15 protein-coding genes and 2 tRNA genes are annotated in these 17747 nt (G+C 65.1%); 10 read left to right on the top strand and 7 right to left on the bottom strand.

The annotated features are described in order from the left end of the window. Positions 1–46: 46 nt before the first annotated feature. Positions 47–1030 carry a hypothetical protein gene (locus JIM95_RS04530; protein ID WP_200258277.1) on the top strand — a complete coding sequence of 328 codons (984 nt, stop codon included), beginning with the start codon at positions 47–49 and terminating at the stop codon, positions 1028–1030. Positions 1031–1152: 122 nt separating this feature from the next. Here the strand turns inward: JIM95_RS04530 and JIM95_RS04525 are convergent, their stop codons facing one another. Continuing rightward, positions 1153–1437 carry a TetR family transcriptional regulator gene (locus JIM95_RS04525; RefSeq protein WP_200258280.1) on the bottom strand — a complete coding sequence of 95 codons (285 nt, stop codon included), beginning with the start codon at positions 1435–1437 and terminating at the stop codon, positions 1153–1155. Further along, positions 1434–1643, bottom strand: coding sequence for a CopG family transcriptional regulator (locus JIM95_RS04520; RefSeq protein ID WP_198738784.1), 210 nt, complete (start codon positions 1641–1643; stop codon positions 1434–1436). The genes JIM95_RS04525 and JIM95_RS04520 overlap by 4 nt, the downstream gene beginning before the upstream one ends. A 163-nt stretch (positions 1644–1806) precedes the next feature. On the opposite strand from JIM95_RS04520, the gene gyrA reads away from it, so the two are divergent. From gyrA to JIM95_RS04495, 5 genes are all read left to right on the top strand, one after another. After that, positions 1807–4461 (top strand): DNA gyrase subunit A, encoded by a 2655-nt coding sequence (gyrA, locus tag JIM95_RS04515; protein WP_200258289.1) that lies wholly within the window; start codon positions 1807–1809, stop codon positions 4459–4461. Further along, the gene (locus tag JIM95_RS04510; RefSeq protein ID WP_200258292.1) at positions 4461–4805 is read left to right on the top strand and encodes a DUF3566 domain-containing protein; all 345 of its coding nucleotides are present in this window, start codon (positions 4461–4463) and stop codon (positions 4803–4805) included. The genes gyrA and JIM95_RS04510 overlap by 1 nt, the downstream gene beginning before the upstream one ends. A gap of 128 nt (positions 4806–4933) precedes the next feature. Next, positions 4934–5010 (top strand) — tRNA-Ile (locus tag JIM95_RS04505). A 9-nt stretch (positions 5011–5019) separates the two neighbouring features. Continuing rightward, positions 5020–5092, top strand: a tRNA-Ala gene (locus tag JIM95_RS04500). 351 nt (positions 5093–5443) lie between these two features. Then, positions 5444–5887 (top strand): DUF6918 family protein, encoded by a 444-nt coding sequence (locus tag JIM95_RS04495; RefSeq protein WP_200258295.1) that lies wholly within the window; start codon positions 5444–5446, stop codon positions 5885–5887. 1027 nt (positions 5888–6914) lie between these two features. Here the strand turns inward: JIM95_RS04495 and gyrB are convergent. The 5 genes from gyrB to dnaA form a co-directional block, all read right to left on the bottom strand. Then, the gene (gyrB, locus tag JIM95_RS04490) at positions 6915–8996 is read right to left on the bottom strand and encodes a DNA topoisomerase (ATP-hydrolyzing) subunit B (protein WP_200258710.1); all 2082 of its coding nucleotides are present in this window, start codon (positions 8994–8996) and stop codon (positions 6915–6917) included. Between the two features lie 173 nt (positions 8997–9169). Next, on the bottom strand, positions 9170–9712 hold the full coding sequence (locus JIM95_RS04485) for a DciA family protein (RefSeq protein ID WP_200258310.1): 543 nt from the start codon (positions 9710–9712) through the stop codon (positions 9170–9172). Continuing rightward, a complete protein-coding gene (gene recF, locus JIM95_RS04480; protein WP_200258321.1) occupies positions 9699–10937 on the bottom strand; it encodes a DNA replication/repair protein RecF in 1239 nt (412 codons plus the stop codon). The genes JIM95_RS04485 and recF overlap by 14 nt, the downstream gene beginning before the upstream one ends. A gap of 59 nt (positions 10938–10996) precedes the next feature. Further along, on the bottom strand, positions 10997–12178 hold the full coding sequence (gene dnaN, locus JIM95_RS04475; RefSeq protein ID WP_200258336.1) for a DNA polymerase III subunit beta: 1182 nt from the start codon (positions 12176–12178) through the stop codon (positions 10997–10999). A 690-nt stretch (positions 12179–12868) separates the two neighbouring features. Further along, the gene (dnaA, locus tag JIM95_RS04470; RefSeq protein ID WP_200258347.1) at positions 12869–14608 is read right to left on the bottom strand and encodes a chromosomal replication initiator protein DnaA; all 1740 of its coding nucleotides are present in this window, start codon (positions 14606–14608) and stop codon (positions 12869–12871) included. A gap of 1017 nt (positions 14609–15625) precedes the next feature. Between dnaA and rpmH the strand changes: the two genes are divergently transcribed. From rpmH to yidC, 4 genes are read left to right on the top strand one after another with little or no spacing between them, the layout of a single operon-like run. Continuing rightward, positions 15626–15769, top strand: a complete 144-nt coding sequence (gene rpmH / locus JIM95_RS04465) for a 50S ribosomal protein L34 (protein ID WP_198735233.1) — start codon at positions 15626–15628, stop codon at positions 15767–15769. A 27-nt stretch (positions 15770–15796) separates the two neighbouring features. Beyond that, positions 15797–16162, top strand: a complete 366-nt coding sequence (rnpA, locus tag JIM95_RS04460) for a ribonuclease P protein component (protein WP_200258350.1) — start codon at positions 15797–15799, stop codon at positions 16160–16162. Continuing rightward, complete coding sequence (gene yidD, locus JIM95_RS04455) at positions 16155–16511, top strand: membrane protein insertion efficiency factor YidD (RefSeq protein ID WP_410170748.1); 357 nt, start codon at positions 16155–16157, stop codon at positions 16509–16511. Before rnpA ends, yidD begins: the two co-directional genes overlap by 8 nt. 7 nt (positions 16512–16518) lie before the next feature. Next, positions 16519–17661, top strand: coding sequence for a membrane protein insertase YidC (yidC, locus tag JIM95_RS04450; protein WP_200258356.1), 1143 nt, complete (start codon positions 16519–16521; stop codon positions 17659–17661). Positions 17662–17747 lie beyond the last annotated feature (86 nt).

Below are 17747 nucleotides of genomic sequence, written 5' to 3'. Positions count from 1 at the left end.
CGTCAGCCCGACCGGGGCACAACACCTCTCAACCAAGGAGAAGCGCGTGAATCCCTCGACCATCCGTATGGCGTACAAACTCGGCCGGCAGGCCCTCGGCACCGCCCGTGATTACCGTGACCGCCACGCCGCCGACAGTTACGACGATCTGGTCGCCCGAGCGAACGACTACGCGGAACACCGGAAGGCGGTCAGTCAGCTCCGCGACGAACTCGCCGAGAAGGCCGGTTCCCTGACGGAGGAATCCCAGGCCCAGGCGAGTGCCCTGCTCAGAGAGGCGCGCCACCGCCTCGAGCAGCTCCGGAAGCAGGCTGAGGAAAAGGGGACGGATCTGGCCCAGGACCTCGAGAAGCAGGGTGGCCGGAAGGTCAGGAAGGTACGCAAGGCCGCGGAGAAGGCGCGGAAGAAGGCGGAGCGGAAGATCAACCGCCGTAAGTGCCTGACCAGCCGCTGCGGCGGCGACGAGGGCCGCGGTCGGTTGGCGAATCTCACGCTTCTCGCGCTCCTGGTCTCGACGGTCGCGGGTGTCATCTACTGGCTGCGCAACCGCGCCGACAAGCCGGGGACGACGCCCCCCGATGTGCGGGACCACGCCGCCGAGTCGACCGGAGCCTCCGGGTCGAAGGCCGAGGCAGTCTCAGACAAGGCGGCCGAGGCCGCCGCCGCCGCGACCGCCGCGGCCGGAGAGAAGCTCGCGGAGGCCCGCGCCAAGGCCGATGAACTGCTCGACAACGCCGGGACCGACGCCGGGGACGGGTCCGTCGTCGACACGGTCGCGGACAAGGCGGAGGACATCGCGGAGAGCGTCCACGACAACGCGGATGAGATCGCCGGAGAGGTGACCGACAAGGCGGAGGACATCGCGGAGAAGACCCGCGACGGCGTCGAGGACGCCGCTGACGCGGTCGAGACCCTCGCCGACGACGCCGAGACCGTCGCCGGTGCGGTCGCCGATGATGCGGCCGACGCGGCGAAGGCCGCGGCCGATGAGGTCGGGAAGGCCGCGGAGGAGAAGAAGAGCGGCAACTGACCCGGAGGCACGACCACCGCCAGGTCCCGTGGATCCCGGTTTTCCGGGGTGCGGGACCTTTCCATGTCCCGCACCCCGCCACCACCCGCCCACGGGAACCCCGGGCACCGGGTCGCGTGGATTCAGCGTGCGTTGATGCGGCGGAGAATCTCGGCCGCCGCGTCCGCCAGCACATCGTTCGCACCGTCGAGCGGCGCCAATCGGATGATCGCCTCGGACAGTGCCGCCGCCGCCGATCGGACATCCCGGTGCACGGGTATCCCGAGGTAGCTGGCCGAGGTCACCGCGGCCGCACCGGCGAGCAGCGCGTGGTCACGGACGCGGACGCGGTGCACCGCAGTGACCTCGTCGGCGATGATGAGCAGCTGTTCCGGGGTGAGCGGACGGACGCGTGGGACCGGGTTCATCGACCGTGCCGGAGCCTGCGTTCGGTCGCGGCGTACCCGCTGACCACGGTCCGGGCCAGCTCCGCGACCTCCGCGTCGGCGAGCACGCGGGCGGCGGTGGCGACGATGGCCCGGGTGGCGGCCTCCTGTTTGCTCGTGCCCTGTGCCTGGGCGAGGAGGGTGAGCGCCCGGTCCTGGGCGTCGGTGAGGCGAAGAGTCATGGCCATACCCCGACACTACGGACAGGACGCCTCTGATACCAGTCTGATATCAGTTATCGGTCTTTATCCTGACTCAACGGCGTTGAGAGCCCGTTTCAGGCCCTCAACGGGTTAGAATGGTGGGGATCAAGACCTCCATACACCCTGCTAGACGGAAATTAGGTGACCCGTGAGCGACGACAACTCCGGCGGCAACGACGGCGGCGAGCTCCTGTTCGACAGGATCCATCCGATCGACATCGGCGAGGAGATGCAGCGCAGCTACATCGACTACGCGATGTCGGTCATCGTCGGCCGTGCCCTGCCCGAGGTGCGCGACGGCCTGAAGCCCGTGCACCGACGACTGCTCTACGCGATGTACGACAGCGGCTTCCGCCCGGACCGCTCCTACGTGAAGTCCGCGAAGCCCGTGGCGGAGACCATGGGTAACTACCACCCGCACGGCGACTCAGCGATCTACGACACCCTGGTCCGCATGGCCCAACCCTGGTCGATGCGCTACCCGCTCATCGACGGACAGGGCAACTTCGGATCCCGCGGAAACGACGGCGCGGCCGCCATGCGTTACACCGAGTGCCGCCTCACCCCGCTGGCGATGCAGATGGTGCGGGACATCCGCTCCAACACGGTCGACTTCCAGCCGAACTACGACGGCAAGAACCTCGAACCCGTCATCCTCCCGTCCCGGATCCCGAACCTCCTGATGAACGGCTCCGGCGGTATCGCCGTCGGCATGGCCACCAACATCCCGCCGCACAACCTCACCGAACTGGGTGACGCGATCTTCTGGATGCTGGAGAACTACGAGGCTGACGAGGCGACCACCCTCGAGGCGTGCATGCGCTACGTCAAGGGCCCCGATTTCCCCACCGCCGGGCTCATCGTCGGCGACCAGGGCATCAAGGACGCCTACACCACCGGTCGCGGTTCCATCCGCATGCGCGGCGTGACCAGCATCGAGGAGGACGGCAACCGGCAGATCATCGTGATCACCGAGCTGCCCTACCAGGTCAACAAGGACAACCTGGTGCTCAGCATCGCCGAGCAGGCGAACCAGGGCAAGATCGCGGGCATCTCCCGGATCGACGACGAGTCCTCCGACCGCGTCGGTCTGCGCATCGTGGTCACCCTGAAGCGGGACGCGGTGCCGCGCGTCGTGCTGAACAACCTGTTCAAGCACTCTCAACTGCAGTCCAGCTTCGGCGTGAACATGCTCTCCATCGTCGACGGGGTACCGCGCACCCTGCGCCTGGACCAGATGCTGCGCCACTACATCGCGCACCAGGTCGACGTCATCATCCGCCGCACCCAGCACCTCCTGGACGAGGCGGAGAAGGAGGCCCACATCCTCCGCGGCCTCGTCAAGGCTCTCGACATGCTCGACGAGGTCATCGCCCTGATCCGTGCGTCGGCCACCGTCGACATCGCCCGGAACGGCCTCATCGACCTGCTCGACATCGACGAGATCCAGGCCGACGCGATCCTCGCGATGCAGCTGCGTCGACTCGCCGCCCTGGAGCGGCAGAAGATCGTCGACCGCCTGGCCGAGATCGAGGAGATCATCGCCGACTACAAGGACATTCTCGCCCGTCCCGAACGCCAGCGTGAGATCGTCCGCGACGAGCTCGCCGAGATCGTCGAGAAGTACGGCGACGAGCGCCGCACCCAGATCATCGGTGCCACCGGCGACGTCACCGAGGAGGACCTGATCGCCCGCGAGAACGTCGTGGCCACGATCACCTCCACCGGCTACGCCAAGCGTACGAAGGTCGACGCCTACCGCAACCAGAAGCGCGGCGGCAAGGGTGTCCGCGGTGCGGAGCTGAAGAGCGACGATGTCGTCCGACACTTCTTCGTGTGCTCCACGCACGACTGGATCCTGTTCTTCACGAACTTCGGTCGCGTGTACCGTCTCAAGGCCTACGAGCTGCCCGAGGCCTCCCGGACGGCCCGCGGCCAGCATGTCGCGAACCTCCTGGAGTTCCAGCCCGGCGAGCAGATCGCCCAGGTCATCCAGATCCGGGGCTACGACGACGCCGAGTACCTCGTGCTCGCCACCGCACACGGCCGGGTCAAGAAGTCCCGGCTCGCCGACTACGACTCCGTGCGCTCCGGCGGCCTGATCGCCATCAACCTCAACGAAGGTGACTCCCTGATCGGTGCCTCACTGTGCTCCAGCGAGGACGATCTGCTGCTCGTCTCCGAGGAGGGACAGGCCATGCGGTTCACCGCCGACGACGAGACCCTGCGTCCGATGGGCCGGGCCACCGCCGGTGTGAAGGGCATGCGGTTCCGCGGCGAGGACAAACTCCTCGCGATGTGTGTCGTCGGTACGGGTGACTACCTGCTCGTCGCCACCTCCGGCGGCTACGGCAAGCGGACCGCGATGGAGGAGTATCCGACCAAGGGTCGCGGTGGCCTCGGCGTCGCCACGTTCAAGTACACGCCGAAGCGCGGAAAGCTCATCGGTGCACTGTCGGTGGACGACGACGACCAGATCTTCGCCATCACCTCAGCGGGTGGGGTCATCCGCACGGAGGTCGGCCAGATCCGCCCGTCCTCGCGCCAGACGATGGGCGTGCGGCTGGTCAACCTCGAGAAGGGTGTCGAGCTGCTCGCCATCGACCGGAACGTCGAGCACGAGGGCGAGGAGACCGCGGAAGCCGTCGCCACCGGGGCCGCCAAGGGCCCGACGCTGGACCTCGACGAGGACACGGACACGGACGACATCCCCGGCGTCCGTCGCGGTGGAAGCGCTAACCTTGACGCCAATGGTGTTCCCCTCGACGGAACCACCGCTGACGACGAGAACGGGGACGAATGATGAGCATCCAGGAAGTGACCGTCTCCCGGGTATCCCCCCTGTCGGCGTTCCGGACCGCACTGGCGCTCTCGCTGGCGGCCCTCGCCGCGTGGATCCTGTGCGTCACCCTCCTGTACTACGGCCTCGAGCAGTTCGGGTTCTGGGCCAAGCTGAACAGCATCGTGACGGGCGTCGGTGGCAGTGACGTCATCACGTTCGGCACCGTCCTGTCCGTGGCGAGTCTCCTGGGGGCGGTCACCGCCATCGCGGTGACGATCCTGGCCCCGTTGACCGCCGTGATCTACAACGGGATGGTCGAGCTCTTCGGCGGTGTCGTGGTCACCCTCAACGAGGGCGACTACTGATTCCGTGGCCGCCGGCTACGGGTTCCGGACATACCGGATCCGTATCCGGCGCCCTTCCGGAAAATTAACCTTCACCAGGTGATTTGCTTTTGATGGAGCGGGCTGGGTAAAGTTCAGTCTCGTTCCAAGGGCCTATAGCTCAGTCGGTTAGAGCGCTTCGCTGATAACGAAGAGGTCACAGGTTCGATTCCTGTTAGGCCCACCAGAAGAACTTGGGGCATTAGCTCAATTGGTAGAGCACCTGCTTTGCAAGCAGGAGGTCAGGAGTTCGATTCTCCTATGCTCCACAAGAGAACGTTTCGCCGGCTCAGTCAGTGACTGGGCCGGCGTTTTCGTGTCCCCCGGCACCCATGTCGGCACCGACTAGGTGAATATCGTCGAGGTGTGTAACATCTGTGACTGTTGTGACTGCAGTTAATCCCTGAGTTTGACTGTGGCGGAAGAGTCACAACACCCGTGACACGTGCTCTCCGGTTCACGTCCCACCGGGACGCGGGACCCGGGGGCACCTGTGTCACCTTCTCACCCACCGGTCGTCAACGACCGCGCATCCATCACGGAGCGGACACCCGGACACGCTAGAGTGATCCCGGTAGCCCGAAACAGCCCGACGAACACCAGAGGATGTCGAACCACCGATGACCGATCTCAAGTCCACACTCACAGGAGCCAACCGGGACGCCGTAGTCAGTGACATGGCGGCCTTCGTCGAGTCCTCCGTCTCCGGTCTGTCCGGGTTCACGGGCATGGCCATCAAGGGAGCCGTCGGGGCAGCCCGCAAGGCGGACCAGAACGTGATCTCCAAAGGCGTCAACCGCCTCCTCCCCGAATTCTGCGACGCCCTCGACCCGCACTGGCGGAACTACCGGGAAAGCGGCGCACACGCCGACTTCGGTGCGTACCTCGAGGAGCACCACACGGAGGTGACCGACTCGATCCTCGCCGTCGCCGACCGCAACGCGGACAGCATCGACCAGCCCACCGTGACCAAGGTCTACTCCTCGGTGCGCGGGAAGCTGACCGGCATCATCGACGACCACCTCGGCGGCCTCGGCGCCGTGATCGAGAAACACGCCGCCTAGAGTCCCCTCGCCTCGGAGGAACGGCCCGGTTTCCCCACGGACGGCGGAGACCCGTACCCTGGCCCGCCGTACCCTTCAGCCGAAGGGCGCGTATCCACCGGCGCAGTACGAGGGTGAGCCACCGGACCTGGGGTTGACCACCACACACAGGTACGGGTCGTCATGGGCTCCGCACAACAACCGGGTGTCAACCACTGTTCCGACACCGGGCAGGGACGTCACCACCGCGCCACACAGCGTACGGTGTGCACCATCCTCCGCCCTCCCGGCGCCGCCCGACCGGGGCCCGTCGCCGGGGTACACCCACCAACCGTGCTCCCCGGGAGACGCCACAGGCCCGGACGACGCACTCCGCGGCAGTTGTTGGACCGTCCGCGGTTCAGAAGGCCGGGGAAGCGGTGCGAACCGCTCAAGACCGTCGCGACCACGATCGATCGGCGCGTGGGTGTGATGACTCCGCACCACGGTGTCCCCGGCCCCCGATTCCGGGGTTTCGGTCGGCGTAGTCGGCGTCATCGGTTCGTGGCACCGAGCATGGCCACAACCGACCGTCACTTCGTCCCACGGAACTGGAGAGGCGTCGGCGTGCAGCCATCGGAGGACACCCGTGGTCACCCCTCACTTCACGTCCACGGTGACATCTACGACGTCCCGGTGGCGGGAGTCACCCGCTGGGCGCCGATTGACGTCGGGCCCGAAGAGCACAACGTCCCCGACCCACTGTGGGACGACATCCGGCCGGACACGGTGACATCTCCCGGACCCAGGGCGGTACCGCGTGGAACGACAACCACAGCGCCATCGATCCCCCGTTTGCTTCGGTGGTGTCAGGGAATCGGGTTACGGCATCGATTACGGAGTCCGGAGCTGAAGGGACCCGGTGTCCCACAGGTCATCTCCCGCAGGTCATCATGAACTGATCCGGCCACCGGACATGAAAGACGGCACCGCTCCCGGTATTTTCCGGGGGCGGTGCCGTCATGTCTCCGGTCACCTGCCGTGGACCCTCCGGTCCGCGACAGCTTCTCTAGACGTCGAGGAAGCGGACGTCCTTGGCGTTGCGGGTGATGAAGGACCGGCGTGCGACGACATCATCGCCCATGAGAATGGAGAACAGCTCGTCGGCGGCCTGGGCGTCGTCCATCGTGACCTTGCGCAGGGTACGGACGGAGGGATCCATCGTGGTCTCCCACAGCTCCTTGGCGTCCATCTCACCCAGACCCTTGTAGCGCTGGATTCCGTCGTCCTTGTTGATCTTCTTGCCGGCGGCGAGCCCCTCCTCGAGCTGGCGGTCACGCTGTTCGTCGGTGTACGCGAACGTCGGACCACCCTTCGACCACTTCAACTTGTACAGCGGCGGCTGTGCGAGGAACACGTAGCCGTCCCTGATCAGATCCGGCATGAAACGGAACAGCAGGGTCAGCAGCAGCGTCGAGATGTGCTGGCCGTCGACATCGGCGTCGGCCATGAGCACGATCTTGTGGTAGCGCAGCTTGGAGATGTCGAACTCATCGTGGATGCCGGTACCGAGCGCCGTGATGATGGCCTGGACCTCATTGTTCTTCAGGACCTTGTCGAGACGGGCCTTCTCCACGTTGAGGATCTTGCCGCGCAACGGCAGGATCGCCTGGAACATCGATTCCCGGCCGCTCTTCGCGGAACCACCCGCGGAGTCACCCTCCACGATGTAGAGCTCGGACTTGCGCGGATCCTTGGAACGGCAGTCGGCGAGCTTTCCGGGGAGACCGCCCATGTCGGAGCTGGACTTCCGGCGCACCAGTTCGCGGGCCTTGCGGGCCGCGAGGCGTGCGTGGGCGGAGGACACGGCCTTGTTGACGATCGCCTTGGCTTCGGCGGGGTTCGCCTCGAGCCAGTGGGTGACGTTCTCGTTGACCATGCGCTGCACGAAACCCTTGACCTCGGTGTTGCCGAGCTTCGTCTTCGTCTGGCCCTCGAACTGGGGGTCGGCGACCCGGACGGAGACCACCGCGGCGAGACCCTCACGGCAGTCCTCGCCGGCGAGGTTCGGTTCCTTCTCCTTGAGCAGTTTGTGCTCGCGGGCGTACCGGTTGAGCAGGGTCGTCAACGCCGCCCGGAAGCCCTCCTCATGGGAGCCTCCCTCGATGGTGTTGATCGTGTTGGCGAAGGTGTGGACGTTCTGCTGGTAGCCGCTGTTCCACTGCATCGCGATCTCGACCTCGTGCTCATCCGCCTTGGCCTCGAAGGCGACGATGGTCGGGTGGATCGGGGTCTTCGACTTGTTCAGTGCGTTGACGTAGTCCTTCAGACCCTCGGGGTAGTGGTACGTCCTGGTCTTGACCTTCTTCTTCACCTTCTTGCCGGCGGCTGCGGCTTCCGCAGCTTCCGCAGCTTCCGCTTCCTCGGCGGCGATCTCGGCCTCATCGAAGGAGTCCCCGGTCAACGGCTCCGCCTCGTCGACGCCCTTTTCGGCGATCTCGTCGAGCTCGGCCTGCTCCTCGGTGACGCGCTGGTCGGTGAGGGTGATGGTCAGTCCCTTGTTCAGGAACGCCATCTCCTGCAGGCGGCGGGCGATGGTCTCGAACTTGAATTCGGTGGTCTCGAAGATCTCGGCGTCGGGCCAGAACCGGACCGTGGTGCCGGTTCCGCGGGCCCGCCCGCCCTGCTGGAGTTCCTCGGGTACGGCCTGGTTGAAGTTCTGGAACCAGTGGTGTCCCTCCCGCTTGATGTCGGCCTCGACGCGGGTCGACAGGGCGTTGACGACGGAGATACCGACGCCGTGGAGACCACCGGAGACCGCATAGGACTCGGAGTCGAACTTACCGCCGGCGTGGAGCTGGGTCATGACGACCTGGACCGTGGGCATACCGGAGGGATGCATCTCGACGGGGATACCACGGCCGTTGTCGACGACCTGGACACCACCGTCCACGAGAAGGGTGACATCGACGCGGGTGGCGTAGCCGGCCATCGCCTCATCGACGGAGTTGTCGACGACCTCCCACACCAGGTGATGGAGCCCGCGTTCACCGGTGGACCCGATGTACATGCCGGGCCGCTTACGAACCGCTTCCAGACCCTCGAGGATCGTGATGGATGAAGCGTCGTAGTGGTGTTCGGTTGCTGCCACGGTGTCTGCCACGGTGTCCTTGGCTCCTCGCTGAAGTTGTATCTGGACCTTTTCATTCTACACGGTCAGGGGTACCTACCGAACACGGCCTTGGGAGCGTCAGAGAGCCTCACATCCGGGGAAAAACAGATTTCCCCAGGTCGCCCGGGAATGTGTCGCAACTCACCTACGCCTCACCCGTAGGTGTCCCTCGGGCCCCGTCCCTTGACGTGGAGCGGGCCCTTCCGCCAGCTGGGTTGGGAGGGTCCGAAAATCTTCAGCTCGGCGACCACGTCGGGTCCGACCTTCTGTGAGATGACCTGCAGGATGTTGCGCTGCATCAGCCTGAGGTTCGTCGCCCAGGCCGTTGAGTCGCAGGTGATGAACAGCTGCTTGTCCTTCAGCATCTGGACCTGACTGTGCCGGGCGATCCGCTCTCCGACGAGGAGCTCCCAGTTGGCCTTGACCCAGCCACCGGCCATGGGGCGACCCCAGCCCCGACGTCTGATCTCGTCGCCGAGCACGGATCCCACGGATTCCGTTCTGTCCGGGCGCCCGAGTGCCCGACCGTCCGGCCCGGTCGGCCGGCCGATCCGCCGCGGCTGCGTCTCGCCGGGGGCCGGACCGCGGGTCACGCGGCCCGCCTCAGGTGGCCTGCCCCCTCTTTTCCGCGCGACCGCACGGATGTGTTCATAGGCCGCGGTGACCGAATCCTCCCTTTCCTCAGGAGTCGTCATGATCGTCTTCCCCGGTCGGTTCCACGCCGGAGACCCGCTCCGGAGCGGACCCCGGCGCATCCAGAACGGAGTATCTGCCCGATTCGTCGGTGATCATCGAGACGCGGTGGATGCGGGCACGCGAGGGGTCCAGGCCGGTCGGGAGATCACCGTCCACGGCGGCGGTGATGAGAACCTGTTCCGCCGTCAGGGCGATCTGGATGAGTGCCTCTCTCCGGGCCGCGTCGAGTTCCGCGAAGACATCGTCGAGGATCAGGATCGGGTCCGTTCCATCCTCCCTGAACAGTGAGAACACACCGAGTCGTAGCGCCAGGGCGTACGACCATGTCTCCCCGTGGCTCGCGAATCCGCGGGCGGGTTCATCTCCGAGCATGAGTTCCAGATCATCCCGGTGGGGACCGACGAGTGACAGTCCCCGTTCGATCTCCCTCGTCCGGTTGTGCGCCAGATCGGACAGCATCGCGGCCTCGAGGACCTCAGCGTCACAGCAGTCGTCGGGGGCCGTCGTGATGGTGCTCCGGTAGCTGAGTCCGGGGGGTCTCGATTCCGGGGCGATGATGCCGTATGCGGTGGTGACATGGTCGGACAGCTCGGCGACCAGTGCCACCCGTGCGGCGGTGAGCTGTCCGCCGGCCGCCGCCAGCTGCCCGTCCCACGCATCGAGTGTGGTGAGCGCCGCGGCCCCGTCCTCGTTGTCGTAGCCGCGCCGGAGTGCGCCGGACGCGGATCGGAGGAGTGCGTTGCGTTGCCGGAGGATCCTGTCGTAGTCGGCTCTGACACCCGCGATCCTCGGGTAGCGGGTCGCCAGTACCTCATCGAGGTAGCGACGACGTTCCACAGGCTCACCCCGCACGAGGGAGATGTCCTCCGGGGCGAAGAGCACAGTCCTGACGACACCGAGCAACCCGCGTGGGGATTCCAGTCTGGTCCGGTTCAGCTGCGCGAGGTTTCCGCCCCGCGGCTTTATCAGGAGATGGGCCGTGAGTTCACGGCCGCCGTTGACGGCCACCGCGGAGATCCTGGAGTCCCGGGCCCCCGATCGGACCAGCGGCGCATCATTGGCCACGCGGTGGGACCCGAGATGCGCGAGGTATCCGACGGCCTCGACGATGTTCGTCTTTCCGTGTCCGTTCCTCCCCACCAGAACCGTGACGCCGGGACGGAGATCGAGGGAGAGAGTCGGCCAGGAGCGGAAATCACGCAGCGTCAGGGTACGGATGTGCACTCTTCGCCTTTCACTCCTTCACGTGGTCCACACGACAACCCCGGTCTGTCCCTCGTCTCTCAGCCGGGAAGACGGACCGGCATCAGGAGATACGTGAAATCGGTCTCCGGGGTGGTGAAGGTCCCGTCCTCGTCGGCTTCGGGCAGGTCTGCGGGCTCCGGGATGAGAATCGCGGGCCGTGACGGATCGGTGAATCCGAAGACGACGCGCTCCGTCCGCACCACGGCGAGACCATCCTTGAGGTAGCCGGCGTTGAAGGCGGTGAGGAGCGGTTCACCGGTGAACGCGCAGGGGAGGATCTCCTCGGCGTGACCGGCGTCGGAACCTCCGGCGGAGAGGATGACCTGTCCCTCGGAGAATTCCATCCGGATCTGGGCGTTCCGGTCAGCGACCAGTGCGACTCGGCGGATCGCATCGATGAGCGGGGCGATCTCGACGCTCGCCAGCGCCTTGTGGTTCTTCGGCAGGAGCGGACGGAAGTTGGGGAACTGCGCGTCCAGGAGGCGCGTGGTAGTCCGGCGGGCGTCCGCGTGCACGCCGAACAGGCCTTCGCTACCGATTTCCGCGCCCGCACCGACGGCGATCTCGATGTCGTCGCTGGCTCCGTCGAGGGTACGGGCGTTGTCGAGGAGAGTCTTCGCGGGGATGAGCAGTTTCGCCGTGGCGTCCGTGTCAGCGGAATTCCATCCCAGTGTGCGTACGGCCATCCGGAAGCGGTCGGTAGCGACGAGCAGCAGTTCCGGACCGTTGATCTCCATGTGCACGCCGGTGAGCATCGGCAGTGTGTCATCTCTGCCGGCCGCGGTGGCGACCTGGGTCACGGCTTCGGTGAACAGCTTCGGGTTGATCGTGCCGGTGGTCTCAGGGAGCGTCGGCAGCTGCGGGTAGTCATCGAGCGGGATGCTCGGCAGCTCGAATCGGGAGGAACCACATCTGACCTGCACCGTCGACCCGTTGAGTTCGATTTGGACGGGCTTGTTGGGCAGGGTTGCGGTGATGTCGGCGATGAGTTTGCCGGCGACGGCGACCCGACCTGTCTCGGTGACCTCGGCCGGGATACGGACCTGGGTGGAGACCTCGTAGTCGTAGCCGGCCAGTTCCAGACCCTCGTCATCGGCGGTGATGAGCATGCCCCGGAGAACGGGCTGGGTGGGTTTACTCGGGAGGCTCCGTGCCACCCAGGCGACAGCTCCCGCCAGGTCGTCCTTGGACACCCGGAATGACACCGATTGTGACTCCATGCTCGTTGAAGCTCCTCAAGACGTGGTCGAACACTGCGACGCGACACAGGGACATGTTCCGGCCGGTCGCCGGAACGGGATGCACTGCCGCCGGAGCGTTGTCGCCGGACGGGTGGGATCGGGTCCGGGACATCGCTTCATGTGATTACAGACCAACGTACCCGGCGAGCGGTCGCCGGGAAACCTGGAATTACAAAGATGCCTCCCCGCCGGAGGCCCAGCCTGTCGTTCCGGTGCCGGTCAGATCCGGCCCGGAGTCAGTTTCCCCACATCCCCTCTTTCTTCTTTAGATCTACCAAGGGAAAAGACGGGAGTAACAGTAAGTCCTGTGCAAACTGTGGAATCGGCGTCATCGGGTCTGGTCCGTCCGGCGATTCGGGTTGTGGGTTCATCTGTGTGGATCCTGTGGACAAAGTCGACGGGCTGTGGATGGATCCCGGAGCCTGTTGTTCATCCACAGGCCATCCACCATTCGGGGGTTGTTGCTCAACAGGTTGCCGGCGGTTGTCCACCGACGGCTCCGGTTGTGATGGGCGTGAGAGCTTGTGTCGAGGATCACCAAATTACAAATCTGAAATTACACAGGTGTGGATAAGGTCTGTGGACAACTTCCGACCTCTCCTGACACACGAAGACGAACAGGAGGCACCCCTTCCTGAGGTGCCTCTCGTTCGGGTGTGGTGCGGTCCGTCAGGCCCGCCCGCGGGTCTTGACTATTCTGGTGAGCTCCTGGATCTGATCGTAGGTGTCATGTTTCTCGGTCATCTCCTTCCGGATCTTCCGGTCCGCGTACATGACCGTGGTGTGATCCTTGCCGCCGAAGCTCGCACCGATCTTGGGCAGGGAGAGATCGGTGAGTTCCCGGCAGAGGTACATGGCCAACTGGCGTGCACGGGCGATGGGGCGCGCCTTTCCGGTGCCGCACAGCTCCTTGACGCTGATGTTGAAGTAGTCCGCGGTCACCTCGATGATCGTGTTCGCGGTGATCTCGATGTCCGCGGCCTCGGGCATGATGTCCGACAACGCGGACATCGCCGTGGCCATGTCGATGCTCGTCCCGTTGAGGGACGAGAACGCCGTGACGCGGATGAGGGCGCCCTCGAGTTCCCGGATCGACGACTCGTAGCGGGACGCGATGAGCTCCAGCACATCCCTCGACACCACGGTTCCCTCGAGACCGGCCTTCTTCTCGAGAATCGCGATACGGGTCTCGAGGTCGGGTGGCTGGACATCGGTGATCAGCCCGCCCTCGAAGCGGGTCCGGAGACGGTCGGTCAGGGTGGTCAGCTGCCGTGGTGGCCGGTCCGAGGACAGGATGATCTGCTTGTCGGCCTGGTGGAGGGCGTTGAACGTGTGGAAGAACTCCTCCTGCGTACCTTCCTTGCCCTCGAGGAACTGGATGTCGTCGACCATGAGCACATCGAGATTCCGGTACCGGCGTTTGAATGACTCCTGACGGTCATCACGGACCGAATTGATGTAGTCGTTGGTGAACTCCTCGCTGGAGACGTACAGCACGCGGAGGTCAGGTTGCAGTTCCTGCGAATAGTGTCCTGCGGCGTGGAGGAGATGGGTCTTTCCCAGCCCCGATCCACCCCAGATGAACAGTGGGTTGAAGGCCTGGGCGGGAGATTCGGCGACGGCGATGGCCGCTGCCTGGGCGAAGCGGTTGGACGAACCGGTGACGAAGGTGTCGAAGGTGTACCGCTCATTCAGGGATGCCGCCCGGTGCGGGTTTCTCGCGGTCTTCTCCCGGACGATCCGCTGGCCGCTGTCACGTTGCGGCTTGTTCCGGGAATTCGCGGTCGCACGGGCGACCGTGGCCCGCCATCCCTCGCTGGACGGGTAGTCGGCGTCCCGGTCGGACAGGTGCCCGTTCAGGTGGTTCTCCGTCTCCCCGTGGACGTCCGCCGGGAACAGGGTCGGCGCGGCGGGGTCGTCCCGGTGTGAGGTACGACCGTCGACCTCGGTCGGTCCGCCCGGAACCGGCGTCCGCGAATCCCGCCCACGCCACTGTGATTGAACCGGCTGCTGCCGGGTGGAAGCGTCCGGTTCGGTGTCGGACCGGTCCGCTGACCGGTGCTCCTCCCGGTGGAAGGGATCCCGGTGGGGGGGCTCCGCCTCCCGGTTCTCCCCGGAGGACTCCGGTGCGACGGAGACCGCGATACCGTGGGGACTCCCGAGGATGTCGGAGAGAATCTGCTTGATCGGCTCCCCGAAGTCCTTCTCGATCATGTTCTTGGCGAACAGGTGCGGCGTGGTGAGAACGGCGAAACCCGGGACGAGTGCGACGATCCGTACGAGCTGCATGTTCGCGGCCTGCATCGGGCCCAGGGGAGGGACTCCGCTTCCGGGCCTTCCGGCCAGGTCAGTGAGCTCGGTCACTACCCTGTCCCAGATCTGCTGGGGTGAAGTATCCGTCACGGTCATCCTTCTGTACGTCGTCTCTGATCTCTGCCGGACATCGGCGGTCTGCACTTCCCGGCGTAACACGAACGGGGTATGCGGGGAAGCTCAGGTGCTGATTCCGTGGCCCGGGGTGCCGGTGCGGGCAACGGCGGTGGACGGAGAACTGTCATTCTCCACCGGTTCGTCCACACCTCGATGTGGTCGGTGTCCAGCGGGTTCCACAGAGTTATCCACATCTGTGGACAACAGTTCGTGGACCTCGTTCTCCACAGGGTACCGGATACCCTGTGGATAGATTCAACCGGCTGTCCTGACTGGTTTAACCTGCGGATTCATCGGGAAATGCGAATATCCTCAAGCTTTGGTTGAGAGTTATTCACAGTGCAGGACATCCACAGGCTGTGGTTCGACTGCTGCTTCATTGTTACCTGTCGCCGCGGACCGGTGTCTAGACGGGTGACCCGGCGGCCCTGCCCCCGGATCCTCGCCGTGGATCGCCGCCGGTGGCGTCTGCCCGCGGAAACGTGTCGGAAGGGTCAGGTGAATAGGGGGATAATTACGGAAATGTCATTTCAACTCCGGGGTTCTCCGGCGGCGTGTCGATTTGTCGAACCATCAACCTGCACGTAATCTGGCCTAGTCTCAACGCATCACTCAGGGTGGACACTTGTGTCCGGTCTGTTCCGGTGCGTTTCACGCAGCACCGGCCGGTCAGCCGGACGGCCGCAGTGCCGGCATTCCGGGTTTTCCGGTTCGTCGCATTCCGGTCGATCCGTTCGACGTGCCACCGCTGCGTTGTGTTCCGGGAATCGCCTGGACGAATGTCGCCCCCGCGACATCTGTCGATCGTGTCCCGGGCAGCAGAAAAATCATCCACCTAAGGGTGAGATGCACAACCGGTGCCTGTGTCTCGGCGCCCGGCGAAGAGGGCGATCATCCCGTCCCGTGTGCTCCGGCACAGGGACGGACCCCTCCGGTAGTCGGGTGCCCCGTCCGGCCCGGTGTGTGGATCGCCCGTTAATTTGAGGAGTGTTCACCGTGGCAAAGGGCAAGCGGACGTTCCAGCCGAACAACCGTCGTCGCGCACGCGTGCACGGCTTCCGTACTCGTATGCGCACCCGTGCAGGGCGCGCCATCGTGACGGCTCGCCGTCGCAAGGGCCGTGCTTCCCTGACCGCTTAATCAGCGGTCGGATCCGCAGGTTCACGGGTGTTACCGAAAGAGCATCGACTCTCCACCCCGTCCGACTTCAGTCGTACGATCCGGGGTGGGCGTCGAGCCGGCTCGAAGACGGTCATCGTGCACCTTCGGCACACGGAGACCGAACCCGGAATGGCCCGCAGTGGCGGTCCCCGGTTCGGTCTCATCGTTTCCAAGGCCGTCGGGAACGCGGTGGTCCGCCACCGTGTCTCCCGACGGCTTCGGCATGTCTGCGCCGGACTGGCGGCGGGTCTCGGTGATGACTGTGATGTCGTCATCCGCGCCCTGCCGCGTGCCGCGGAGGCCTCCGGAACGGAGCTCGACCGCGATGTCCGGAGAGCTCTGGGCAGAATCCGGGACCGCAGCGGTGACTGAGAGCCGTGGAACGTGCCCCCACTGCGGGACATCGCCGGCTGCGCCCGGGTTCCGTCCGGGGAAATCCGCGGCATCCCGGGCGCTTCTGTCCGGGGTCCGTTTCTACCAAAACTACATATCACCCCTTAAGATGGGGTCCACCTGCCGTTTCGAGCCGACCTGCAGTGCCTACGCGCTCCAGGTCATCTCAGCGCGGGGTGCGGTCACCGGCATCGCGCTCACGCTTGTGCGGTTGTCCAAGTGCGGACCCTGGCATCCGGGTGGTTTCGATCCTGCGCCTCGGTTCCGGGCACCGGAGGATCCTCCCGGCTGCCCCCACTGCACACCCACCACCACCAAGGAGTCCTGACTCAAAAGTGCTTGATTTCGTCTACTGGCCAATTTCGGCCATTCTCTGGTTCTGGCACAAGGTCTTCAGTGTCCCCTTCGGATCCGGATCCGGTGTCTCCTGGGTCCTGGCCATCGTTTTCCTGACCTTCACCATTCGTGTCCTGCTGGTTAAGCCGATGCTCAATCAGATGCGGTCATCGATGAAGATGCAGGCGCTGCAGCCCCAGCTCGCCGAGGTGAAGGAACGCTGGAAGGGCGACCAGACGAAGATCATGGAGGAGACCCGGCGGATCAACAAGGAGGCCGGAGTCAATCCGATCGCCGGCTGTCTGCCCGTCCTCGTCCAGATGCCGGTGTTCTTCGGCCTGTTCCACGTGCTGAGGTCGTTCAACCGGACCGGTTCGGGTCCCGGACAGCTGGGCCTGTCTATCGAGGACAACCGTCAGCTCGCGAACTACATCTTCTCCCCCACCGACGTCCAGTCCTTCCTGGACGCACGGCTCTTCGGGGTCCCGATCTCGGCCTACATCAAGATGCCGCAGGACATGTACGAGGCGTTCCAGCCCATCGACTTCACGCGGATGAACATCGTGTTCGTCGCGGTGCCGTTGATCATCCTCACGGCGGTTGCGACGCACTTCAACGCGAAGATGTCGATCACCCGGCAACGTGAACGCATCGCCAGCGGCAAGCAGAAGAGCATGGGTAGCGCACAGATGCAGTCCCAGATGGAGATGATGAACAAGATGATGGTCTGGTTCTTCCCGGCCATGATCGTGTTCACCGGTATCTTCTGGCACATCGGTCTGCTCTGCTACATGGGTGCCAACAACATTTGGACCTTCTTCCAGCAGCGTTGGATCTTCGCGAAGCTCGACCGTGAGGAGGCCGCCGAGGAGGAGCAGAAGAAGCAGGCGAAGCGTGCCACCGCCCCGAAGCCCGGGGTGCGACCGGAGAACCCCAAGAAGGCGCCGAAGAAGAAGCGTCGGGGTTCCCCGGGCAACGGGAACCTGAGCATCGACAAGGTGGTGGGGGACGGCCCCGCCCACACGGAGGACGGGGATTCTCCGGCAGCCGGTGGCGGGGCACCGGACGGTGCCGCACAGGAACCCCCCTCGGCCGGGCAGTCACCGGCTCCGGGAAAGCGGAAGAGGAAGAAGCGGAAGTAATTCCGGCTCGTCCACGAAAACCCCACAGATCCGATCCTGTGGGGTTTTTCCGTGTGTGTCGGTCGATGACGCCGGGCGGAATACGC

The sequence above is a fragment of the Corynebacterium antarcticum genome (genome assembly GCF_016595285.2).
Classification (GTDB): Bacteria; Actinomycetota; Actinomycetes; order Mycobacteriales; family Mycobacteriaceae; genus Corynebacterium; species Corynebacterium antarcticum.
The sequence above is the reverse complement of the archived record's forward strand: the minus strand, read 5'-3'. Positions and strand labels throughout refer to the sequence as shown.